Genomic DNA, 22,018 nt, shown 5'->3' with positions numbered 1-22,018 from the left:
TGGGACCAGTTGGGGACACCCTGTGGATAACTGGCTCCACCTGCACAAATCGCCCCTTGGCTCGGTGTCCAAGGCTGTGGACAGAGAGAGGCAACCTTCTTAATGCGCAGGTCAGGGCTGTGGGCGCCCTGGTGGCTGCCGGGCTGTAGTTTGTCCGGCGTGTCGCGGAGGCTTGTGTTCTTCGGCGTGTCGCGATCACTTGGCGGTTTAGTTGCGCAGCTCGGTCCACGCCGGACGCACGATCGACCGCTGAGTGACAAAGTGAGTGACAACCAGGGAGGTACGGAGCGGACGTTGGCGGACGCTACCGGACGAGCACTCCGCTGGTTATGACCTTGCCTTCAAGATCGTAGACGCCCTGACCTGCCCTGATAACGAAGAGGTCCCAGGTTCAAGTCCTGGTAGGCCCACGCAAGACAAGCCCGGTTCACCTTCTCGGTGAGCCGGGCTTTTTGCTGCCCGGCCTGACCGGTTGCCTGCGTTCGTCACCTTGCGTAGTCACATTTCGCCAGTGGGTGCGGTTCTCTCTTTGCTCGCGTTTACTTGTGACGTTCGGTGCCTGATCCGCTTCCGATAGTGCGTAAAAATCGATTTCGAAGCCCCGGAACTACCGGTCGAAGCCGCTCGATTCCTGGCAGTAAGAATTCTCGACCAGGAATCAACGACGGCCATTCTGAGATTTTCCAACCCATCTGACCTGCGGTAGTCCACAGTCGACACGAGTGAAAATTTCCAACTTGGTCCTAAGTGGATTCGGCGGATCACGCCATTTACCCAACAATTCTGCGTTTTGCATGCAAATAGCACGATCGCGGAAGACAGCTTACGAAGCGTGAGAAAGGGTGTATCGCAATGACCCAACCGGGGGAACTGGGAACCGAGGTAAAACTATGCGAAGACTGTCCCTGCTCGGCGTGGCGGCACTCTTAGTAGCCGTCCCGATACTCGTACCCTCGGCGGCCTCCGCCGGGGGTACGGTCATCCGTCCGGTGCGGACCTGCGCCGAACTCGTGCGGACCTACCCGCTGGCGGACGCGGTCACCCACGTCACCTCGGCGACCGTGGTGCCCGCGACCGCGACCGAATCCGAAATGTGCGACGTCAAGGGGTACGTCGAACCGGCCGTGCACTTCGAGCTGAAGCTGCCGACGAAGACGTACGTGGGCCGCTACCTGCAGTACGGCTGCGGTGGCTTCTGCGGTTACATCGCCATCCCGGCGTTCGCCGGCTGCGACCTGCCGCACGGTGGGGACGTCGCGGTCGCGGCCACCGACAGCGGCCACGTCGGCACCACGCCGTTCGCCTTCGACGACGGGAAGTGGGCCGAGAACAACCAGGCCGCCCGTGACGACTTCGCGTTCCGGGCCTCGCACGTCGTGTCCCGTGCTTCGAAGAACCTGATCAACACTTTCTACGGCGCTCCGCCGACGAAGTCCTACTTCAGCGGCTGCGGGCGCGAAGCGCTCTTGCTGGCGCAGCGCTACCCGCACGACTTCGACGGCATCGTCACTGGCGCACAGGCCGGCTACTGGGGTCCGCTCTTCGGCGTCTACCAGACCTGGCTGGCGAAGGCGAACACCGGCGCCGATGGCCAGCCCATCCTGACCCGGGAAAAGCTCCCCGCCCTGCACACCGCCGCGGTGGCCTCGTGCGACGGGGCCGACGGGCTCGTCGACGGCGCCATCGACGACCCGCGGGTCTGCACCTTCGACCCCGCGACGCTCACCTGCCCGGCGGGCACCGACAACGCCGGCTGCCTCACGCCCGCGCAGGTCGCGGCGACCAAGAAGCTCTATTCGCCGCCGACCGACGAAAACGGCCGGAAGCTCTACCCGGGCGGTCAGACCGTCGGATCCGAGCTCGCCTGGGCCTGGGGCGATTGGATCCTCCCGTCGCCGGACACGGGTGGGGTCGCCTTTGCGCGGCTGCTGGCCGACAGCTACCTGAAATACATGGCCTATCCGATCGGGACGCCTGCCTCGTCGGTCGACCAGTTCTCCTTCACCTCCAGTGAGTTCAACCGCCTCACCGCGGAAGGCGTCCGTTCCAACGCGATGTCGACCGACCTGCGCGAGTTCCGTCGTGCCGGCGGGAAGCTGATCCTCTGGCACGGCTGGGCGGACCAGGCGATCCCGACGGCCGGCACGCTCGACTACTACCAGCGGCTCACCCAGGCCTCCGGTGGTGTCGCCGCGACGCAGAGCTGGGCCCGGCTGTTCGTGGTCCCCGGCCTCTACCACTGCGGCAACAACGGCAACAAGCTCACCGAGTACAACCCCCTGCCCGGCCTCTTCGGCTGGGTCGAACGCGGCACCGCGCCCACCCGCACCATCGCCGTCGGCCGCGACGCCGCCGGCAACGTGGCGCGCACCCGGCCCGTGTTCCCGTACCCGGTGCAGGCCAAGTACGACGGGAGCGGCAGCATCGACGACGCCGCGAACTTCGTCGCGGCACCGCCGTCACGCCCGGTCAACGACATCGTGGACTGGGCGGGCAACGACCTCTACAACCGGCCCGCGCCCGTGGCGCCATGAGGTAGCCGGGTCGTGAAAAAAAGGGGGCTTCAGGACGGATCTTGTCCTGAAGCCCCCTTGTCGGTTCATCCCTAAGTCTCGGTCAAGTCCGGGATCTCCGCCGCCGTTCCGGGCTTACCGTGAAGGGGACGAAGGGGGCAGACATGGGCTGGATCGTCTTGGGGATCGTGGTCGTGGCGTTGCTGGGCATCGCGGTGGTGGTCGACCTGCGCGACCGCGGTCGCGGCGGGAAGCGGATCGCCGGCGGTCTCGGCGACGCTCGTCGGACCGACGTCAACCCGAACCCGCAGGTCGGGGACCAGGGCGGTTACCTGAACCTCCCGTGAGGTCAGTCGCGCTCCATGGTCAGGATCGCGCCCGTCTGCTGGGCGACGTCGACCTCGATGCGGCCCTGGGTGCTGTCCGCGAGCTCGACTTCCCAGCTGGCCTGGCCTCGCGCGGTGTCCTGCTCCACGCCGAGCGACCGGCCACCGTACTTCTGAGTGGCGATCCGGGCGGCGCCCGCCTGGTCGACGGCGTGCGGCGCCGGGGCGGCCGGCGGTGTCGACGAGCTGCACGCGGCGGTCGCGACGAGCAGGGCGGTGGCACCGGCGATCAGCGCGGCTCGCATGGGGACTCCTTCCGTTGACGACTTACCCGTCCGAGGGTGTCTTCGACGGAAGGCGGCAACATCGGGGGCCGACCCTGAGATGTCCCGGATACAGGTCAGCCCTGCCGGGAAGAGAAGACCGGCAGGGCTGAGCAGTCACAGTCGGCGCGCACCACGGTCGCCTCTCGGCGATAGGCGCGACGCGGCTCCAGCCGGACGGAACTCCGCGAAGGCGATGAGTGAGCCCGGGGGACACGATGGGCACACCGACCAGTGGGTACAACAGGACGACCGGGTCCGGTATTTCCCGCCGCGTGTGACGTGCGTTACCACCAAGATCGTGGTTCCACGTGGAACCACCGCCCCTGACACCGGCGAAGGCCGGTGCAGGTAACATCACGGGGTAAGGGAAGCAAGCTGAGAAGGGGGCTTCGGTGAAGAAGCTGCTGGCACTCGCGGTCATCGCGGGCGGCGTCCTGTTCGTCGTGAAGCGCAACAAGGCGGCCAAGGCCGAAGCCGACCTCTGGCGCGAGGCGACCGCGCCGGTCCCCTCCAGCAACGGCACGACCCCCGCCAAGCCGGCGGGCGCGTCCCACAACTGAGTCTCCCCGCGGGCGGTCCGCCGCCCGCGCCCGGGGCTGTAGCTCAATTGGTAGAGCACCGCCTTTGCAAGGCGGGGGTCAGGGGTTCGATTCCCCTCAGCTCCACAACTGTCAGCGCAGGAAGCTGATCACCGCGTCCCGGCCCGCGTGGCCGCGCTCGCGGTTCTGGATCGAGTGGGACTCACCCGGGACGATCACCAGCTTCCCTTGCGGCGCAACACCTGCCTCCTCCTGCGCCCACTCCAGCGGCGTCGACAGATCGCGGTCGCCGTCGAGCAGCAGGACCGGGACGTCCGGCAGCCGCGAAGCCGGGTTCGAGCCGACGCGCTCCGCCGGCCACGGCAGGCAGCCCTGGATGAAACCCTGCTGCGTCGCCACCGCCGTGGTGTACGGCCACGTCGCCTGGGGCGGCAAAGTGCGTGCGGCCAAGGAAAGCAGCGGCTGCCGCAGCGCCACCGGCGTTGCCGACGAACCCCACGGGTACCGCTGGTCCGCGCACAGCGTCGCCGAATGGAGGCCGGAGCTGTAGTCGGCCGGGGCGACGTCCTCCGTCGTGTAGCCCTGGACCACCTGGTCGAGCCACTCCGGCGCGCCGCCGCGGGCCGCGTGCAGGGCGCCGATGATGTCGCCTGATGCCGGGTTGCGGTACGTCGGGTCCGCGAACTCGTACGCGACGACCGCGTCGAAGATCTTCACGCCGTCCGCCGTATTTCGATGGCGGACCACCCACGCCAGGTCCTCGGCCGGGTCGTAACCGCACGCCGGCGCCACCGCGCACGCCGCGCGCAGCACGCGGGCTTCGGCCGTCAGGCCCGTCAAGTACAGCGTGGCCGACGCCGTCGAATGGTGCGGCAGCACCGAATCCAGGACGACCTTGCTGACGTTCCGCGGGTGCGCGATCGCGTACCGCGCCGCCGTGAACGAGCCGTACGAGACGCCGTCGACCACCATCTTCGGCACGCCCAGTGCCTGGCGGAGCTGGTCGAAGTCGGCGACGCTCTGGTCGGTCGAGTACAGCGGCGCCGTGGCACCGAGGATCCGCGCGCATTCCGTCACCGCGTCACGCGTGGGCGTCGCGATGTCCGAACTGCCCATCTGCGCCTGCAGGCCCGGGCAGTTCAGCGCGTTGGCGCCGGTGCCGCGTTGGTCGAGCATGACGAACCGGTAGTCCTTCGCGACCTCCGGCAGCCGCTGCGTCGCGATCCGCGTGATCGTGCCGACGCCGCCCTGGCCGGGGCCGCCGGTCAGGAACAGCAGCACCCCCTTGGGCGCGGTCACGTTGTCGGCGGTCGCCACGGGCAGGGCGAGCGTGCCCGGCACCCGGCCGGTGTGGTCGAGCGGCACAGTCAGCGTCGAGCAGGTAAAACCCGGCTGGCCCGGGCACGGATGCGGGTCCGTCAGCGTCGGTCGTCCCCCAGGACGCGCGTCGGCCACGGCCACACCCCCGAGTGCGGCGGTCAGCGCCAGGACCAGCCCGGCGGTCAGCAACTTCGAGCGCATGCCTGCATCATGCGCACAGCCGCACGGGTGCGGTCTACCCCCGATCAGGGCTTGACGCAGGAGATCTTCCCCCGCACCGGCCCCGCCGGGTTCGCTTCGCCCGCCGTGTTCGGCGCGTTGTCGCGGCGGCTTCCGTCGGACTGAGTGACGCACAGGCGGCCGTCCGGCAGCAGCACCGGGCTGGTCGGGAACTCCAGCGGCCCGCCGTTGCGCAGCTTCGTCGCCGGGTCGGCCGGGTTGCGGAAGTACTCGACCACGCGGCCGTCGCGCCGGGCCAGGACGATCGCGTTGCGCTCGTTCGCCGCCGTCCAGACGTTGCCCGCGCGGTCGAGGACGATCCCGTCGGCGCCCTCGAGGTACGGGTGCTGGACGTCGACGTCGTCCAGGCACAGGGTGTCGGCCGGGAACGCGGCGTCGCACGCGGTGGCCGCGCGCGGCCGGCCCGAGCGGTCCATCGGCACACGCCAGAGCGCGCCTCGCGCGGTGTCCGCGACCAGCAACGTGCCGTCCGCGGTGAACGCGAGGCCGTTCGCGACGATGTGCTGCGAGCCCGCGGTGTCCGCCGCGGTGCGGCCGTTCGGCGTGATGGTGACCGTGCCGGGCGGCAGGCCACGCACGTCGCGGCCGACCCCGCCGGCGATGACGTCGCTGACCATCGGCTGCACGCGGAACATCTCCGCGGCGACGCCGTCCGTGCCGGCCCGCCACACGCGGCCCTGCCCGGTGCCGCCGTCGGAGATCCACAGCGCGCCCGCGCGGTCGAACGCGAGGCCGTTCGCGCCCGGGACACCGCTGGTGAACACCGTTGCCGACGGTGGGTTCGCCGCGTCCGGCACGAACGACACCACGGTGTCGGCGTTGGCGACGTACAGCCGGCCACGGCGGTCGAACGTCAGGCCCGCGGGGCTGCACGGCGCCGGGATCGTGCCGACGACCGCGGCCGGGCCGCCGGAAGACGCGACGCGGTAGACGGGACAGGGATCGGCGCCGCGCGCCGGGGCGTAGAGGTTCCCCCGGCCGTCGGTGGTCAGGCCTTCGATGCCGAGCGGTGCGGCGAACACCGTCTCGAACACGGCGGGGTGGTGGGACGGCGACAGGTCACCGGCGGAAGCGCCGGACAGCAACCCGGCGGACAGGGCGGCGGTGGCGGCAAGGACGACGGTGCGGCGCATCAGGGCCTCCGTTTTGTCGGATTTCCTGCCTACGCCGCCACGCCGGGGACGTCAAGGCCAGAGGCGCTCAGTGACCCAGCCGCCGTCGGACTTCCGGTACCGCAGCCGCACGTGCCGCCGGTCGTGACTGGCCTGCCAGAACTCGACTTCGTCCGGGTCCACCAGGTACCGCGTCCACGTTTCCGGGGCCACGCCGGGGTTTTCGCCGACCCAGCGCTCCGCTTCCGCGGCCGCCGCGTCGAGGTCCGCCGGGTCGTGCAGCACCTGCGACTGGTGCCCGATGAACGCCTCGACGCGGGACGCGGGCGGCCGGGCGAGGAAGTCCTCGGCGGACACCTCGGGCGCCGCGGGGGAGACCGGCCCGCGCAGCCGCACCTGACGGCCTCGGCCGGGCCAGAAGAACGTCAACGCCGCGCGCGGATCCTTCCGCAGCTGCAACCCTTTCGGGCTTTCCGAGCTGGTGGCGACCGCCCAGCCGCCGGGGCCGACGTCCTTGAGGATCACGACCCGCGCGTCGGGCGCGCCATCGGCGTCCACTGTGGACAGTGTGACGGCGTGCGGCGCCAGCACGTGCTCGCCCGCTTCGGTCAGCCACTCCAGGAACAGCGCCTGCGGGTCCGCGGGCGCCGTTTCCGGCGTGAACACGGGAAGTTCTTCGGGGAACGAGGCCCAGCCGCGCAACGCCACCATGTCAGTAACCGTACGGACCCTGCTGCGGCGGGTGCCCGGGCGGTGGGTAGACCGGCGGCTGCGGGCCGGCCGGCCCGGCGTACGGCGGGGGCGGCACCGGCGGCGCGGCCATCGGCGGCTGCTGCTGCCAGCCCGGCGGCGGCTGCTGGGCCGGTTGCGGGGGCTGCGGCGGCTGTTGCGCCTGCTGCCACTGCACCTGCTCCCACGCCTCGGCGGGTTGCGGGAAGCAGAACGTCAGCTTGGCGCGGATCGCGCCGTGCATCGCGGCGCCCCACATCTTCCCGCCGGTGAAGGCGTACGTCTGCCCGGCGGTGAGGTCCACGGCGACCATCCGCGTCTCGCCGCCGAACTGGTTGCTCGTCTTCGCCGACGCGGCCTGCGCGGCGTCCGGGTACACAACCGGGCCGACGAGCCCGGCGATCACCACGGATCCCGCGGTCCAGCCCATGGTGCCGATCATGTTCGCGCGCGCGTGCTGCGTGGCGCGGGCGGTGAAGTCGTACAACGCCGCGGCGCTGACGTCGGGCACGGGCGCGGCGACGACGCAGTAGTTCATCGTCGTCAGCATCACCGACTCGGTGAACAGGCCGACGACGGCCGTCGCGGGCCCGATCTGCACGGAGTTCAGCCGGCCGCCGGAACGCTGGACGCGCTCGGCCACCACACCGAGGTACTGCTCGGGGGTGAGCACGCGGCGACCTCCCTGGATGTGGACCAACAGCGCCATCGTCGCATGCCTTGCGGTCCCGGCGCTTTCAGCCAGCGGTTTTCACACATGCTTCATGGTTGACTGTGCGCGCTATGCGACGACTCGTACTTCTCGCGCCCGCCGTGGTCCTGCTGGCCGGCTGCGGCCCCACCATCGTGACCGGCGTCGCGGCGCCCAGCCCGCCCTCGGCGTCCACCGGCGCGGCCGCGGGCGCCCAGCTGCCCCCGGACCCCCAGCCGGGGGCGACGGAGGACTGCCCGTACCTCGACAGCGAGTTCGTGGCCGACTCGAACGGCCAGCACGTGTCGAAGGTGCGCGTGTCCGCCGACCAGCCGCACCCGGCGTGCTTCTTCTACCGCCCGGACGGGAAGGTCCAGGTCACCGTTCAGGTGTACGTCGGTCAGCCGGACGTGGCGACGGCGCTGGTCAACAAGGCGGCGCCGGTCGACACGTCCAACCCGGCGTCCGACCCGACCGGCTGGAAGGGCGGCTACCAGTCCAGCGACGACGGCGCCGTCTACGCGGTTTCGAAGGGCGCTTCGGCGGTCGTCGTGACCACCAACCAGAAGCAGAGCGTGAAGGCACGCACAGTGGCGAAGAAGGCTATCGCTGCCCTGAAGCTCTAGGTAGTGCCTCCACACGGGTGAGTGATGTTGATCTTGTATTACCCTGTGCGTCACGCGCAGGCTTCGTGGACTCGCGCACCGCAGCCACCGGGGGATCCCCACCCCGGGGCGGGGCACCAACTCTGCAACGACAAAGGACAAGATTCGTGGCTGACACCCTCAAGGACATCCTGCTCGACTCCAGCCGCCGCCCGGCGGTCGTGACCGACTTCGAAGGCCTCGTGGACGCCGAGGTTTCGGACAAGGGCGGCGTTTCGGGTGCCGTCGTCAAGACCGGCTTCGCCGCGGTCAAGAAGATCAAGCCGGGCATCATCCCCTCGGCCGTCGACACGCTGCTGCCGGACTTCGTCGTCGCGCTCGAGCCGTTCTACGGCGACTACCGCGCCAAGGGCGGCAACGACTTCGGCGCCTACCTGACCAGCCGCTCGGACGAGGCTTCCGACGCGCTGCTGAGCGTCACCGACTCCCGCGCGGAGAAGAGCAGCCGCGACAGCATCAAGAAGGTCTACTCGAAGCTGCGCCCGAACGGCAAGAAGAACGTCGAGGAGGCGCTGCCCCGCCTCGGCCAGCTGGTCGACAAGCACGCCGCCAACGCGTGAGCTTGACCCCCGAGCACGACTGAAGAGGCCCCCGGTGCACGCCGGGGGCCTCTTCGCGTCGGGTTCAGTTCTTCTTCTCGGCCGGTGCCGCGGACGGCGCCTTCCCGTTCGCCGACGGGCTCGGCTTGGCCGCCTCGGCGGGCTTCGGCGGCGCGGGCGGGGTGGCCTTCGGCGGCGCGGGCGCGACCGGCGGCTCCTGCTTCGAGCGAAGCACGTAGGCGGCGCCGGCGCCGACCACGAGCAGCCCGACCAGCCACGGCCAGCGACGACGGCTGCGCGTGCCCTTGGCCGCGGCCTTCGCCTCGACGACAGCAGCGGCGAAGTCCTTCTTCGCCGCCTTGAAGTCCTTCTTGCCGCGGCGCTTCGACTCGCCGGCCGCCTTCGCGGCCTTGATGGCGGCCTTCTTCGCCTTGCGACCAGGCTTGCGCAGCTCGGAGAGCCGGCTGAGGGCCTCCTGCCGGGCGGCCTTCGAGCTCTTCTTGAGCTCCTTGCGGGTGAGCTCGGTCTTCTTCGCGAGCTGCTTCTGCGCGCGCCGGCCGTGCTTGACGCCCTCGGAAACGAGTTTGTCGGCGGTCTCGGCGGCCTGGGCTGTCGCCCGGGACATGGACTTCACCTCATCATTCGTTTTGACACTGCTCTGTTGCCCGTAACCTATCGTGCCCCTTTTCGCCGCCGCCCGCCGCAGATGGCACGATGAAGCTCGTGAAAGCGACGCTGCACACCAACCAGGGTGACATCAACCTGAACCTGTTCCCCGACCACGCGCCGAAGACGGTCGCGAACTTCGTCGGGCTGGCGGAGGGCACCAAGGAGTACACCCAGCCGAACGCGGCGGGCACGAACTCCGGTCCCTTCTACGACGGTTCGATCTTCCACCGCGTCATCGACGGCTTCATGCTGCAGGGTGGCGACCCGACCGGCACCGGCCGCGGCGGCCCGGGCTACAAGTTCGGCGACGAGTTCCACCCGGAGCTGCAGTTCAGCAAGCCGTACCTGCTGGCCATGGCGAACGCCGGGCCGGGCACGAACGGCTCGCAGTTCTTCATCACCGTGGCGCCGACGACCCACCTCAACTTCCGGCACACGATCTTCGGCGAGGTGGCCGACCAGGAGTCGCGCGCGGTCGTCGACACGATCGGCCGGACCGCGACCGGACCGGCGGACCGTCCGCTGTCCGACATCGTGATCGAAAAGGTCACCATCGAGCAGTGACGGCGTGCGGCGCGCCGGGTTTCGGTAGGTTGGTGACATCGTGAACCAACCGCCGAACCCCGCCGCCGAACCGCAAGCCGCGCCTCCCGGGTGCTGGTGGCACCCGAACCGCCCGACCGGACTGAGCTGTTCCCGGTGCGGGCGTCCGGCGTGCCCGGACTGCCTCCGCGAGGCCCCCGTCGGCTTCCAGTGCACCGACTGCGTCCACGCGGGCGGCCAGGAGCAACGCCGGCAGCACCGCGGCTACCAGGGCGCCGGCTTCGGCGTCCGCACGATCGCCGGCGCGCGCCCGTCCGAGTCGTTCCTCGCGACGCAGGCCATCCTCGCCGTCAACGTCCTCGTCTTCCTGGTCACCGTCTTCCAGGCCCGCAGCCTCAACGACAACCAGGTCTCCGGCGTCTTCCAGGTCGGCGTGCTGTGGGGCCAGGCCACGCTCGGCGCCGACGAGTGGTGGCGGCTGTTCACCTCGGGCTTCCTGCACTACGGGCCCATCCACATCGCGGTCAACATGTTCTCGCTGTGGATGATGGGCCGCGCCCTCGAGCCGGTCTTCGGCAAGGTCAGGTACCTCGCGCTCTACTTCGTCTCGATGCTCGGCGCGTCCACCGCGGTGCTGCTGTTCGACAGCCTCGACGGCGGCACGGCCGGCGCGTCCGGCGCGCTGTTCGGCCTGATGGGCGCGTACGCGGTCATCGTGCTGAAGCTGCGGCTGAACCCCACCGGGCTGATCATCACGCTCGCGCTGAACGCGTTCATCACCTTCGGCGTCGCGAACATCTCGATCCTCGGCCACGTCGGCGGCCTGGTCACCGGCGCGCTGGTCACCGTGGCGATCCTCTACGCGCCCCGCGCGCGGCAGGCGCAGTGGCAGGTGGCCGGGATCGCCATCCTCGTCGTCGCGATGGTCGGGCTGCTGATCTTCAAGGACGCCCAGGTGGCGGACCAGACGTGCCACTTCGTCCAGTACCGCGGCCAGGAGCTCTACAGCTGCGGTTAGCTCCGCGCGCGCAGCGTGCTGAGGACGTCCAGGACGTCGCGGGGATCCTCGCCGAGGTCGAGCCACCCGAAGACGAACAGCTGCTCGTCGTGCTCGATTTCGAGCGTGACGCCGTCGCGGCCCAGCCGCCGGGTGGTGCGCAGCCGGGTGCGGGTCTGGGCCCACGGCAGCCGCTGCGAGCCGTTCAGCGTCCGTGTCACCAGGCCTTCGGCGTCGGCGGCCAGCCGGGGCCGGACGAGCGTCGCGTGGGCCGCGAACGCCCCGACGGCCACGGCCGCCAGCGCGAACAGCACCAGCCCGCCGCGGTCGCCGGTCAGGACGTCGACCACCACGCCGGCCAGCAGCAGCAGGGTGACCACCCAGGCCGATACCACAACGGCCTGACGCGGCGCCCACGAGGTGGGGTAGTTATCCACAGGGGTTATCCACACTGGGGATGAGTCACACCGGTGTAATTCGGTGTCAAGCCGCCATTTGGAGTAATAATCAACGCCAACGCATAGTCATGAGCAGACCCGCGATCATCAGCGCAAACCCGCCGGCGAAGTTCCAGTTGCCCAGGTCGGCCATCCAGGAGATCTTGTCCCCCGCGATGTAGTTGACCAGGAGCCAGACCAGGCCCAGGAGCATCAACCCGAACATCGGGATCTTCCAGGCCAGGCCCGTGGGGCCGGCGGCCCGCACCTTCACCGGCGTGCGCCGGTCGGCAGGTGGGGTGTAAGCGGTCTTCTTGCGGACCTTGGACTTGGGCATCGTGTGTTCCTCGCGGTGCTCTTCGGGCTCGTCTGGTGGCGATGTCCCGCTGAGGGTGCGCAACCAGCGCCACGTGCACACGTTAACGTAAATGCCCGCAGGAAAGCAGCGGCCGGGAGTGGTCGGATTTTCCCGCACCGTGATGTAGGCGTCACCCAGGGTTCGACGCGGCTTGAGAGGAGCTTGCGTGACGATGCGCGAAGGACCGGATGACGACCGGCGCAGACACCCCGGACAGCGGCCGGCGCCGCAGCGCCGCCCCGCCACACCTCCGCGCGGCCAGGTGCCGCCCCGGCCGGGCCCGGGTCAGCCGCCCCGCCGCCCGCAGGGCCCGCCGCCCCGCCGCTACACCGGCCCCGTCCCGCCGCCCGGCTCGGCCGAGGAGACCGTCGTCTTCGCCCCGGTCGGGAAGGGCGGCACCGCGACCAAGGAGAAGCCCGCCCCGGCCCCGCTCGGCAAGAGCGGCGTCGCGATCCGGACGGCCGGCGAAATCCTCATCACGCTGGGCCTGGTCGTGCTGCTGTTCATGGTCTACGAGCTCTACGTGACCGACCTGTTCTCGGCGGGCAAGCAGTCCGAGGCGAGCGACCAGCTCGACGGCGAGTGGGCACACGACCGCACGCTGCACCCCGAGCTGATCGACGGCAAGGCGTTCGCCCGCATCCACATCCCGTCGTTCGGCGTCGACTACAACTTCACGATCCAGGAGGGCACCGACGACAAGGCCCTCGAAGTCGGCCCCGGCCACTACAAGGGCACGTCGCTGCCCGGCGAGCCCGGCAACTTCGCCGTCGCCGGCCATCGCGTCGGCAAGGGCGCCCCGTTCAACGACCTGGACAACGTCTCTTCCTGTGACCAGATCGTGATCGAAACCTCCACCGACTTCTATATCTACAAGGTGCTGCCCTACGACGACGAGGTCGAGGGCTGGGCCGGCGGCAAGGGCGCCGACCCGAAGTGCAAGGGCGTCTCGACCCTGCGCGACCAGGGCGCCGAGGACGGCGGCGCGTACAGCGAGACCTTCGGCCGCAAGGTCGTGCTGCCCAGCCAGGGCACCGCGGTCAACCCGGTCCCGTACAAGGACGCCGACGTGCTCCCGAAGGCCCAGCAGGCCGCGCTGCTCACACTCACCACGTGCCACCCGCAGTTCTCCGCCAAGGAGCGGCTCATCATCACCTCGGTGCTCACCCAGCAGGTGCCGAAGAACCAGGTCAAGGACTACGGCGACCTGCTCTCGAAGATCGGGGAGGCCTGATGTACGCCTGGCTCTGGCGGAAGTTCCCGGGCCCGTTCCCGGTGAAGCTGACGATCGCCGTGGTCCTGGCCCTCGGCGTGGTGGCGCTGCTGATGTTCGTGGTGTTCCCGTGGCTGGAGCCGCGCCTGTGGTTCAACGAGGTCGCGGTCAACTGAGGTTCGGCGTCTTCCTGGTCAGCGGCCGCTTCCCGGGCCAGCGGGACGGCGACGTCCTCCGCCGGTCCGTCCGCGCCGCCGAGCTGGCCGAAGAAGCCGGCTTCGACGACGTCTGGTTCGCCGAACACCACTTCATGCCCTACGGCGTCTGCCCGTCGGCGATCACGCTCGCCGGGCACGTGCTCGGCCGGACGTCGCGGATCGGCGTCGGGACCGCGGTCAGCGTCCTGTCGACCACCCATCCGGTGGCGCTCGCCGAGCAGTGGGCGATGCTCGACGCCGTCTCCGGCGGACGGCTGCGGCTCGGGGTCGGGCGCGGCGGTCCGTGGCAGGACCTCGAGGTGTTCGGCGCCGGGCTGGACCGCTACGAGACCGGCTTCGAGGAAACCCTCGACGTCTTCTTGAGGGCCACCACCGGCCGGGTCGGCGCGCGGGGCCGGCACTTCGCCTTCCGGGAGGTGCCCGTGGTGCCGTCGCCGGAACGGTGGCCGGACGTCGTCGTCGCGTGCGGCGGTCCGACGTCGGCTGCCGTGCGGCAGGCCGCCGAACGGAACCTGCCGCTGCTGCTCGGCCTGCACGCCGACGACGAGGAGAAAGCCGCGACGGTCGCTGCCTACGGGAAGCCCGCCGGCCACGTCTCGACCGTGCTCTGCCAGGTGGGTGACCCCGGCGTCGTCCGCACGGCGCTGCCCGGCTGGCTGAAGGACGGGCTCGGCGCGCACGTCACGGTCGACGGGCGGCCGGGGCCGGCGCGCGACCCGGGGGAGTACACCGAACGGCTCTGCGCGATCCACCCGGTCGGCGACGCGGCCCACTGCGTCCGGACCCTGGAAACGAGCCTCCGGCGCACCGGCGTCACCCACGTGCTGATGCTCGTGGAGGCGTCGGGTACGCCGGAGGGCACGTACACGAACATCGCGCGGATCGGCACCGAGGTGCTGCCCGCGCTGCGGGCTAGCAGTCCCGCAGCTCCGGGCTCTGGTTGAGCAGCTGGCCGCGCGGCGAGACGAACGCGCGGTAGCGGTCACCATCCACTTCGGACTTCTTGAACACGGCGACCCGGTGGCAGTTCTGGAAGGCCAGCTTGACGCCGAAGTGGCGCTCGAGCCCGCCGCGGATCGCGTCCGAGGCCAGCGCCCGCAGCAGCTGTCCGCGGGCGGCCTCGCTCGGTGGCGGCGTCTCGTTGTCGGCGAAGCCGTCCGCGGCGCCCTCGGCGTCGGCGATGACGCCGGTGATGACCTCCCAGGCGTACGGCAGGGATTCCTTGACGCAGGTGACGAACTCGGCGTCGGTGACCTCCCCGCGCTCGGCCTTCTCCAGCAACGCGGGTGACACGTCCAGGGACATCGAACCTCCAGTTTGAGCAGGGCCACCCTCTTGGCTACCGGGCGGGTGGCCAGGCCACAAGAGAAAACGATGATCATCACCAATATGGCGGAAGGCCCGGTCACTCCCAGCGGAAGAGGCGCGCCGCCAGCGCCGTCCCGGCCACCGCGAAGGCCCCGAGCACGACCAGCTGCAGCGGCTGCACCCCCGAGCCGACCCAGCTGTCCTGCAACGGCTGCGTGCCCGGCGGGACGTAGTCGCCGATCCGGCGGAGGACCTCGGGCAGGAACACCCGCGGCAGGTAGACGCCGCCGAGGAACATGGTCGGCACGAACGCGATCAGGGCGAACGCGCCCGCGGCCTTCGCCGTGCGGGCGACCGCCGCCGCCAGCAGGCCGAAGGAGAACATCGAAACCGTGCCGAGCAACAGCGTCGCCAGGAACTGCAGCGGGTGCTTCGGCATCGGGACGTCGTAGACCGCGTCGGCCAGCACCAGTGTCAGGCCGATTCCCGTCAGCGCGACGACGACGTGGATCAGCAGCTGCGCGCCCAGCAGGTTCGCCGGGTGCACCGGCGTCGTGGCCAGGCGGCGCAGCACACCCTGCTCGCGGTAGGTGGCGACGGCGTTCGGGATCGACTGCAGCGCCAGCATCGCGAGGCTGATGACGATCAGCGACGGCACCCAGGCGTCGATGAACCGGGACCCGCCGGCGACCTCGCTGGGCTCGGTCATCCCGGGAATGGCGCCGACGGCCAGCAGGACGGCGGACGGCAGGAGCAGGCCCGCGACCGCCATGACCGGCGAGCGGAGGAAGAGCTTCGATTCGGTGGCGGTGATCTTGGCGAAGGTGTTCACAGCGAGCTCCTGGTCAGCGAGACGAACGCGTCGTCCAAAGTGGAGGCTCCGGCCGTCGCGCGGAGCTCGGTGGGGGTGCCGGTGGCGACCACGCGGCCGCGGTCGAAGATCGCGACGCGGTCGCAGAGCCGCTCGGCCTCGTCCATGAAGTGGGTGACCAGCAGGACCGTGACGCCGGTGGCGCGCACGCCTTCGACCAGCCGCCAGGTCTCGCGGCGGGCGTGCGGGTCGAGTCCCGTCGTGAGCTCGTCGAGGACGGCCAGCTCGGGGTTCCCCACCAGCGCCAACGCGATCGAGACGCGCTGCTTCTGGCCGCCCGACAGCTTCCCGAAGTAGGCGCGCTGGTGGTCGCGCAGGTCGAGCTGGTCGAGCAGGACGTCGACGTCGGCCGGGTTCGCGTAGAAGGACGCGAAGAGCTCCAGCGCCTCGCGGACCCGCAGCTTCGCGGGCAGCGCGCTCTCCTGCAGCTGGACGCCGACGCGGCGGGTCAGCGCCGCCCGGTCGGTCACCGGGTCGAGGCCCAGCACGGAGATCGAGCCGCGGTCGGCGCGGCGGAGTCCCTGCAGGCATTCGACGGTGGTGGTCTTCCCGGCGCCGTTGGTGCCGAGGATGCCGAAGATTTCGCCGCGCTCGACGGCGAACGAAACGCCGTCGACCGCGACCCGGGTGCCGTAGCGCTTGTGGAGGTCGGTGACTTCGATGAGTGGCATGGTGACGAAGCTACGAACTCCGGGCCGCGCGCAGAATGACGCTGAATCCCCAGCTCAAGTAGGGTTTTGCTGACACGGGGGTGGGGCTGGACCCACCCCGGTCGTGGGGCCGCGGGGAGTGCGCCGGCCGCGGTGTCCGGGCGAGGATCTCGGGGGAAGGAGGTGCCGGATGCCGTACCTGCGAGCGCTGGGCCGGGCGTGCGCGCTGGCCGTGTACGCGTTCCTCAGCTGGCTGGACGTCCTGCTCGAGATGATCGCGTTCGCGGCGTTGTGCGTCGGGCTGGTCTTCTTCCTCGGGCCGGTGATCGAATGGGCCCGGCGCCGCTCGGCGACCGCCCGCCTGCTGGCCGCGCGCTGGTGCGACGTCGAGGTCGGATCGCCGTACCGGCCCGAGCCGCCGGAGCCGCAGCGCGAGCGCGACGGCTGGTACCGCGACGGCAACACGCTCTACAAGCGCGCGTTCTGGATCCGCTGGAACCGCCGGTTCACCTGGGCGATGGAGGACCCGGCGTCCGGCCGCGAGTTCGGCTGGCAGCTGGTGAACCCGCTGGTGACGCTCTTCCTGCCGGTCGCGGTGCTGCTCGGCGGCCCGGCCGTGCTGCGCGGCTACGGCCGGTGGACACGCTGGTGGCTCGGCCCGCGGCCGGCGCCCGTCCGCCGCGGCCGCTGGCTGCACCGCCGGCTCGAATCGCTCGGGCACCAGATGGGGATCCTGGCGCTGGGCGTGGTGCTGTTCGTGTTCTCGGTGTGGCAGCTGGTCGTGATCGTGGGCGCGTACCCGGTGGCGACGCCGATCATCCTGTGGAGCCGCACGATCACCGACACGCTGCGTCGTGAGTCCGGCAACTGGACCGGCGTCCGCATCGCCCGGCCGTACCTGCCGCCGCCCGCGTTGCCGGTGCCCCGCCCGGACGGGCTTTACCAGGTCGGCAAGCAGCTGTACGAGGAGCCGTTCTGGCCGGTCCAGCACGCGCGCTCGCGGTGGGTCCTGCGCGACCGGGCCACTTGGCGGGACATGGCGGGCGGCGCGCTGATCTCGCTGGTGTCGCTGCTTCTCGTGCTGCCCTCGGTCGCGCTGGTCGGCCGTGGCGCCGTCGGCCTCTTCACGCTGTGGGTGTGGCGGCCGTTCGTGTCGTCACCGGTGACGTGGTGGCCGTTCCCCGAGGTCTCGACGCACCTCGGCGCCGCCGTGCAGACGCCGGTGGCGCTCGCGATGATCCTCGCCGGGGTGGCGCCCGCGACGTGGCTGGCCCGGCAGCAGGCCCGCTTCGCGCGGGTTTGGCTGGGGCCGACGGACGCGACCCGGCTTGCCGCCCGCGTCGAACGGCTGAAGCAGACCCGCACCGACGTCACGGTCACGCAGGCGGCGGAGCTGCGGCGGATCGAACGCGACCTGCACGACGGCATCCAGTCGCGCCTGGTCGCGATGGGGATGAAGCTCGGCGCGGTCGAGGCGCTGGTGGACACCGACCCGGCGGCGGCGAAACGGCTCGCGGCCGAGCTGCGCGCGTCGTCGTCCGAGGCGCTCACCGAGCTGCGTGTGCTGATCCGCGGCATCCACCCGCCGGTGCTCTCCGAGCGCGGCCTGCTCGACGCCGTGCGCGCGCTCGCGCTGGACAGCCCGCTGAAGGCGCAGGTCGAAGGTGCGCTGCCGGGCCGCGTCGAGGAGCCGGTGGAGGCGTGCGCGTACTTCACGGTGTCGGAGCTGCTGGGAAACGCGGCAAAGCACGGCGCACGGCGCGTGTCGATCGAAATCGGTTTCGCCGACGACCTGCTGACGCTGGTGATGACCGACGACGGCCCGGGCGGCGCGGACCCGGCGCTGGGCTCGGGACTGCGCGGAATCGAGCGCCGGCTCGGCGCGTTCGACGGTAGGTTGGCCCTGACCAGCCCGATCGGCGGGCCGACGAGGGCGACCGTGGAGATTCCGTGCCAGATCGACTCAGAGCCGTCGTCGCGGAAGACCAGTACCTCCTCCGAGACGGCCTGACGCACCTGCTGGCCGCCCACGGCTTCGACGTCGTGGCAGCGGTCGGCAGCGGCCCGGAACTGGCGGCGGCGCTGCGGTCCCACCGGCCGGAGGTGTCCATTGTGGACGTCCGGATGCCGCCCACCCACACGGACGAGGGCCTGCAGGTGTCACTGGCGGCCCGCCGCGAGCTGCCCGGGCTGCCGATCCTGGTGCTGTCCCAGCACGTCGAGCAGCTGTACGCACGAGAACTGCTGGCCGACGGCACCGGCGCGATCGGTTACCTGCTCAAGGACCGCGTGTTCAACGCGGACCAGTTCATCGACGCGGTCCGCCGCGTCGCGGCCGGCGGCACGGTGATGGACCCCGAGGTGATCGCCAAACTGGTGGCGGGCAACACCTCCGACCCCCTCGCGGCATTGACGGCCCGCGAGCGCGAGGTCCTGGGCCTGATGGCGGAGGGCTGTTCGAACGCGGCCATCGCAGCCCGCCTCCACTTCAGCGAGGGAGCGGTCGGCAAGCACACGGCGAACATCTTCGCCAAGCTGACGATCACCGCCTCGGACGACACGAACCGCCGGGTGCTGGCGGTTCTCGCGTACCTCGGCGCGAGCTGAACCTGAGTGTCCACGGACGTTCAGGGACACCTCGCACCAGTTGTGGACACTCAGCCGCCGAACACGGCCGCTTTTAGTGGACGCATCCGGTCATCCCGGGTCAGTCCTCGGCCTGAGGCCTATCACGGGTGGTGTGGCCATACCTTCGTCTCTGAAGGTGTTCCGGTAGTTGTTGTCCCACTGGTTCCCCGCGGAGCCGTCGTCGTATACGGTCTCGCGCCCTTGCAGGGCGGATTCGCCGATCTTGACAATCTGCTTGCGGAGGTCGCCGAGTTCGCCGTTCATCTTCTTGAGCTCGGTGCCGATTTCGCCGGCCAGCGCCTTCGTGGAGTTCGTCAGCTGGTCACGTAGATCGAAGAGCTTGCGCTGCATCGAATCCGTTTCGGCTTCCATTTCCCGGGCTCGCAGCTGCGCGTTGTCCCGGTCTCGCTCGATCTCCTTGATCCGGTTCAAGCTGGTTTCGTGAAGGCGATCGATCTCGGCGACAAGATCGGCGGATCGGCGCATCGCGGTGTCTCGCTCGTCTTCGACCTGCTTGATTCGTGTCAGCTGCAGCTCGTAGCGCGACTCATACTGTTCAGTAACCTCGATCAAGCGAATCTGAGCTGCGTCAACCTCGCCGGCCAGCCGTTTGTTGAGTGCCTGGTGACTCTCGAGTTCGGCGTGGCCTCCGGTCAGGCGGCGGGTGGCACTTTCGGCCGCCGCTCGCGCCTCGGCCAGGATCTTCTCAGCCTCGGCGTGGGCGTGGGAAACGATCTCGTTGGCTTCGCTCCGAGCGACGGAAACCGCTTCGGCGGAGCTGTCGAAGGCGCTGGCCACCGGGTCGAGCCGTGACCAGGCATCAAGCCACGGTTCATGAGCTTCTTCTGGGACCCCGCAGGTGATGAGGTAGATGACCAGGAAGTTCTTCTTCGGGAGTTCGCCGGCGAGAGCCTTGCCGACCTTGGTCCGGCCGAGGAGCTGGTTGCTGAACTTCTCCACCTCCCGGTTGGAGTTGATTCCGGCGAGATTTCGCAGCTTGGTCAAACAAGCGCCGAAATCGGCACTGCTCGAAACTTTGTCGAGCGGAATGTCCGAAAGGCCGTATGGTATAGGACGAAGGACGGGTCGCACCGGGCCCGCCGGTTGTGCGGGTACGGGCTTGTCCACTGTCACCTTGCGCCTCACTTGGTGTCCACGTCCGGCCTCGGATGGCCACGATCGGCCACCGGCTTTGTCTGGATCGTTTTGGCCGCGTCTGGCGTTTCACGTTCGACCGGAAACGACCCGAATTGGCATGAAGTGGCGAACGTGGTCCGTGCCCGGCCGATCTTGACCTTCTCCAGCAGCACTTTGTCCATCCGATGGCACTCTAGCCATGCCTTGTGATGCCCTGATAGGGACCGCACGGCTGCTTCCCAGCCATCCCGCGGCGGGAACGAGGTGATGAACCATGGCCAAGCACAACAAGAAAAGGAGCCCGCCGCCCCAGCCCTGGTGGGCGTGGACAATCGAGCTCCTGATCGTGTTCTATTACGTGGTGGTTCCGGTTGGTACCCACTTCCACCGCTGATCAGAACCGATTCCCGGCTGGGGCCGCTCTTGCGAGCGGCCCCAGCTTTTTGCAGTCTAAGCAGCCGCGTGGACAATGTCGACCACCGTGGACATCCGTGGCCACCGGTTCACTGGGGTGTACCAGTCGAAATTGGTCCGTGGCGGCCACCCCGGCCTACCCGGGAATGGCCGCCACGGCGTTGAGAAAACCTATCCGCGCGACACCCGCGTCATCTCCTCGCGCTCCACAACCTTGATCCGCTCCCGGCCGGCCGCCAAACCGAGCGCCTTCTCGTGCGAATCCAGCTTCCCCCAGCCGTCCCACGTCGTGAACGGAATTCCTCGCGCGTCGAGGAAATCCAGGATCGCGTCCGGTGACGAGTACTTCGGGGCCGCCAGGGTGTCCGCGTCCGACAGCAGGCTGGCGATCGTCTCCGCCGCGTCGCCCTTCGTGTGGCCGATCAGGCCGATCGGGCCGCGCTTGATCCAGCCCGTCACGTACACGCCCGGCAGCTGGTTCTCGTCGAGGTCCAGCACCCGTCCGGCTTCGTTCGGGACCACGCCGTTGACGTGGTCGAACGGGATCTCCGGCAGGTGCGACGACAGATATCCCACCGCTCGGTACACCGCCTGGACGTCCCAGTCGTGGAACTCGCCCGTGCCGCGGACGTTGCCGTCGCCGGTGAGCTCCGTGCGTTCCGTGCGCAGGCCCGTCACGCGGCCGTTCTCGCCCACGATCTCCGACGGCGAGTGGAAGAAGTGCAGGTGCAGCCGGCGCGGGCGGGTGCCCGGCTCGCGGATCGCCCACTCCTGCAGCGTCTTCACGACCATGTCGATCTGCTTCGACGCGCGCAGGGCCGCGATGCTGCCGTCGTCGAACTCGATGTCCTCCGGGGACACGATGACCTCGACGTTCGGGGAGTGGTCGAGCTCGCGCAGCTCCAGCGGCGTGAACTTCGCCTGCGCCGGGCCGCGGCGGCCGAACACGTGGACGTCGGTGATCGGGCTCGTGCGCAGCCCCTGGTAAACGTTGTCCGGGATGTCCGTGGTCAGCAGCTCGTCCGCCGTCTTCGCGAGGACGCGGGCGACGTCCAGCGCCACGTTCCCGACCCCCAGCACCGCGACCGACGTCGCCTCGAGCGGCCAGGTGCGCGGGACGTCCGGGTGGCCGTCGTACCAGGACACGAAGTCCGCGGCGCCGTGGCTGCCCTCGAGGTCGACGCCCGGGATGTCGAGCGCGCGGTCGGCGGACGCGCCGGTCGAGAAGATCACCGCGTCGTAGAACTCGCGCAGCTCGTCGAGCTTGATGTCGGTGCCGTAGTCGATGTTGCCGAGCAGCCGGATGTTCGGCTTGTCGAGCACCTTGTGCAGCGCGGTCACGATGCCCTTGATGCGCGGGTGGTCGGGGGCGACGCCGTAGCGGATCAGCCCGAACGGCGCGGGCATGCGTTCGAAGAGGTCGATCGTCACGTCGGCGTCGGACTTGTCCAGGATGTCGGCGGCGTAGATGCCCGCGGGACCAGCGCCCACGACGGCTACGCGAAGGGATCGGCTCACACCCTCCACCGTAAGTTAGGTTGCCCTAACCTAAAATGTGATCTGCGGTACGGTCCA

General features: G+C 69.8%; 26 protein-coding genes and 1 tRNA gene. 13 read left to right on the top strand and 14 right to left on the bottom strand.

Annotated features, from left to right (window positions below; all coding sequences use genetic code 11):
• Positions 1-890: 890 nt before the first annotated feature.
• Positions 891-2,534, top strand: coding sequence for a tannase/feruloyl esterase family alpha/beta hydrolase (locus ACZ63E_RS00645; RefSeq protein ID WP_465333242.1), 1,644 nt, complete (start codon positions 891-893; stop codon positions 2,532-2,534).
• Between the two features lie 143 nt (positions 2,535-2,677).
• On the top strand, positions 2,678-2,860 hold the full coding sequence (locus ACZ63E_RS00640; RefSeq protein WP_465306446.1) for a hypothetical protein: 183 nt from the start codon (positions 2,678-2,680) through the stop codon (positions 2,858-2,860).
• Positions 2,861-2,862: 2 nt separating this feature from the next.
• On the opposite strand, the gene ACZ63E_RS00635 is transcribed toward ACZ63E_RS00640, so the two are convergent.
• A complete protein-coding gene (locus tag ACZ63E_RS00635) occupies positions 2,863-3,144 on the bottom strand; it encodes a PepSY domain-containing protein (protein ID WP_465333240.1) in 282 nt (93 codons plus the stop codon).
• A gap of 413 nt (positions 3,145-3,557) precedes the next feature.
• On the opposite strand from ACZ63E_RS00635, the gene ACZ63E_RS00630 reads away from it, so the two are divergent.
• Entirely contained in the window at positions 3,558-3,725 is a 168-nt protein-coding gene (locus tag ACZ63E_RS00630) for a DLW-39 family protein (protein ID WP_020642567.1), read from the top strand.
• Between the two features lie 32 nt (positions 3,726-3,757).
• Positions 3,758-3,830, top strand: a tRNA-Ala gene (locus ACZ63E_RS00625).
• A gap of 6 nt (positions 3,831-3,836) precedes the next feature.
• Here ACZ63E_RS00625 and ACZ63E_RS00620 read toward each other — a convergent pair.
• Genes ACZ63E_RS00620 through ACZ63E_RS00605 form a run of 4 tightly spaced genes read right to left on the bottom strand, consistent with a single transcriptional unit; the run spans position 3,837 to position 7,778 of the window.
• Positions 3,837-5,225, bottom strand: a complete 1,389-nt coding sequence (locus ACZ63E_RS00620) for an alpha/beta fold hydrolase (protein WP_465333238.1) — start codon at positions 5,223-5,225, stop codon at positions 3,837-3,839.
• Positions 5,226-5,269: 44 nt separating this feature from the next.
• Complete coding sequence (locus ACZ63E_RS00615; protein ID WP_465333236.1) at positions 5,270-6,397, bottom strand: SMP-30/gluconolactonase/LRE family protein; 1,128 nt, start codon at positions 6,395-6,397, stop codon at positions 5,270-5,272.
• A 51-nt stretch (positions 6,398-6,448) separates the two neighbouring features.
• Positions 6,449-7,087, bottom strand: coding sequence for a pyridoxine/pyridoxamine 5'-phosphate oxidase (locus ACZ63E_RS00610; protein ID WP_465333234.1), 639 nt, complete (start codon positions 7,085-7,087; stop codon positions 6,449-6,451).
• A 1-nt stretch (position 7,088) separates the two neighbouring features.
• A complete protein-coding gene (locus tag ACZ63E_RS00605; RefSeq protein ID WP_465334324.1) occupies positions 7,089-7,778 on the bottom strand; it encodes a hypothetical protein in 690 nt (229 codons plus the stop codon).
• Positions 7,779-7,888: 110 nt separating this feature from the next.
• On the opposite strand from ACZ63E_RS00605, the gene ACZ63E_RS00600 reads away from it, so the two are divergent.
• On the top strand, positions 7,889-8,422 hold the full coding sequence (locus ACZ63E_RS00600; protein WP_465333232.1) for a DUF2020 domain-containing protein: 534 nt from the start codon (positions 7,889-7,891) through the stop codon (positions 8,420-8,422).
• 146 nt (positions 8,423-8,568) lie between these two features.
• On the top strand, positions 8,569-9,021 hold the full coding sequence (locus ACZ63E_RS00595; protein WP_465333230.1) for a DUF6918 family protein: 453 nt from the start codon (positions 8,569-8,571) through the stop codon (positions 9,019-9,021).
• Between the two features lie 64 nt (positions 9,022-9,085).
• On the opposite strand, the gene ACZ63E_RS00590 is transcribed toward ACZ63E_RS00595, so the two are convergent.
• The gene (locus ACZ63E_RS00590; protein WP_465333228.1) at positions 9,086-9,625 is read right to left on the bottom strand and encodes a hypothetical protein; all 540 of its coding nucleotides are present in this window, start codon (positions 9,623-9,625) and stop codon (positions 9,086-9,088) included.
• 89 nt (positions 9,626-9,714) lie between these two features.
• Here ACZ63E_RS00590 and ACZ63E_RS00585 point away from each other — a divergent pair, with 89 nt between their 5' ends.
• Both ACZ63E_RS00585 and ACZ63E_RS00580 read left to right on the top strand, forming a co-directional pair.
• A complete protein-coding gene (locus tag ACZ63E_RS00585; protein WP_465333227.1) occupies positions 9,715-10,233 on the top strand; it encodes a peptidylprolyl isomerase in 519 nt (172 codons plus the stop codon).
• Positions 10,234-10,273: 40 nt separating this feature from the next.
• Positions 10,274-11,230: a rhomboid family intramembrane serine protease gene (locus tag ACZ63E_RS00580; RefSeq protein ID WP_465333226.1), complete on the top strand. Its 957-nt coding sequence runs from the start codon at positions 10,274-10,276 to the stop codon at positions 11,228-11,230.
• On the opposite strand, the gene ACZ63E_RS00575 is transcribed toward ACZ63E_RS00580, so the two are convergent.
• Positions 11,227-11,646, bottom strand: a complete 420-nt coding sequence (locus ACZ63E_RS00575; RefSeq protein ID WP_465333224.1) for a PH domain-containing protein — start codon at positions 11,644-11,646, stop codon at positions 11,227-11,229. The two genes, ACZ63E_RS00580 and ACZ63E_RS00575, sit on opposite strands and share 4 nt — an antisense overlap.
• Positions 11,647-11,716: 70 nt before the next feature.
• Positions 11,717-11,983, bottom strand: a complete 267-nt coding sequence (gene crgA, locus ACZ63E_RS00570; protein WP_043787021.1) for a cell division protein CrgA — start codon at positions 11,981-11,983, stop codon at positions 11,717-11,719.
• Between the two features lie 193 nt (positions 11,984-12,176).
• Between crgA and ACZ63E_RS00565 the strand changes: the two genes are divergently transcribed.
• Genes ACZ63E_RS00565 through ACZ63E_RS00555 form a run of 3 tightly spaced genes read left to right on the top strand, consistent with a single transcriptional unit; the run spans position 12,177 to position 14,379 of the window.
• Positions 12,177-13,238 carry a class E sortase gene (locus tag ACZ63E_RS00565; protein ID WP_465334323.1) on the top strand — a complete coding sequence of 354 codons (1,062 nt, stop codon included), beginning with the start codon at positions 12,177-12,179 and terminating at the stop codon, positions 13,236-13,238.
• Entirely contained in the window at positions 13,238-13,393 is a 156-nt protein-coding gene (locus ACZ63E_RS00560; protein WP_465306423.1) for a hypothetical protein, read from the top strand. Before ACZ63E_RS00565 ends, ACZ63E_RS00560 begins: the two co-directional genes overlap by 1 nt.
• A complete protein-coding gene (locus ACZ63E_RS00555) occupies positions 13,366-14,379 on the top strand; it encodes an LLM class flavin-dependent oxidoreductase (RefSeq protein ID WP_465333222.1) in 1,014 nt (337 codons plus the stop codon). Before ACZ63E_RS00560 ends, ACZ63E_RS00555 begins: the two co-directional genes overlap by 28 nt.
• Here the strand turns inward: ACZ63E_RS00555 and ACZ63E_RS00550 are convergent.
• From ACZ63E_RS00550 to ACZ63E_RS00540, 3 genes are all read right to left on the bottom strand, one after another.
• Positions 14,348-14,740 (bottom strand): SCO5389 family protein, encoded by a 393-nt coding sequence (locus ACZ63E_RS00550; protein ID WP_370969812.1) that lies wholly within the window; start codon positions 14,738-14,740, stop codon positions 14,348-14,350. The two genes, ACZ63E_RS00555 and ACZ63E_RS00550, sit on opposite strands and share 32 nt — an antisense overlap.
• A gap of 100 nt (positions 14,741-14,840) precedes the next feature.
• On the bottom strand, positions 14,841-15,575 hold the full coding sequence (locus tag ACZ63E_RS00545) for an ABC transporter permease (RefSeq protein ID WP_465333220.1): 735 nt from the start codon (positions 15,573-15,575) through the stop codon (positions 14,841-14,843).
• Entirely contained in the window at positions 15,572-16,285 is a 714-nt protein-coding gene (locus tag ACZ63E_RS00540; RefSeq protein WP_465333219.1) for an ABC transporter ATP-binding protein, read from the bottom strand. The genes ACZ63E_RS00545 and ACZ63E_RS00540 overlap by 4 nt, the downstream gene beginning before the upstream one ends.
• A gap of 169 nt (positions 16,286-16,454) precedes the next feature.
• Here ACZ63E_RS00540 and ACZ63E_RS00535 point away from each other — a divergent pair, with 169 nt between their 5' ends.
• The gene (locus ACZ63E_RS00535; protein ID WP_465333217.1) at positions 16,455-18,275 is read left to right on the top strand and encodes a sensor histidine kinase; all 1,821 of its coding nucleotides are present in this window, start codon (positions 16,455-16,457) and stop codon (positions 18,273-18,275) included.
• Positions 18,215-18,871, top strand: a complete 657-nt coding sequence (locus ACZ63E_RS00530; protein ID WP_465306411.1) for a response regulator — start codon at positions 18,215-18,217, stop codon at positions 18,869-18,871. Before ACZ63E_RS00535 ends, ACZ63E_RS00530 begins: the two co-directional genes overlap by 61 nt.
• Positions 18,872-18,961: 90 nt before the next feature.
• Here the strand turns inward: ACZ63E_RS00530 and ACZ63E_RS00525 are convergent, their stop codons facing one another.
• The 3 genes from ACZ63E_RS00525 to ACZ63E_RS00515 all read right to left on the bottom strand — a co-directional run bounded on the left by ACZ63E_RS00525 (position 18,962) and on the right by ACZ63E_RS00515 (position 21,934).
• On the bottom strand, positions 18,962-20,038 hold the full coding sequence (locus ACZ63E_RS00525) for a hypothetical protein (RefSeq protein WP_465333215.1): 1,077 nt from the start codon (positions 20,036-20,038) through the stop codon (positions 18,962-18,964).
• Positions 20,035-20,211, bottom strand: a complete 177-nt coding sequence (locus ACZ63E_RS00520; RefSeq protein WP_465333213.1) for a hypothetical protein — start codon at positions 20,209-20,211, stop codon at positions 20,035-20,037. The genes ACZ63E_RS00525 and ACZ63E_RS00520 overlap by 4 nt, the downstream gene beginning before the upstream one ends.
• Positions 20,212-20,614: 403 nt before the next feature.
• Complete coding sequence (locus ACZ63E_RS00515; RefSeq protein ID WP_465333211.1) at positions 20,615-21,934, bottom strand: FAD-dependent oxidoreductase; 1,320 nt, start codon at positions 21,932-21,934, stop codon at positions 20,615-20,617.
• Positions 21,935-22,018 lie beyond the last annotated feature (84 nt).

This window comes from Amycolatopsis sp. NPDC104819, from assembly GCF_055583145.1.
Note: the sequence above shows the minus strand (reverse complement) of the source record. Positions and strands in the feature narration are given on the sequence as shown.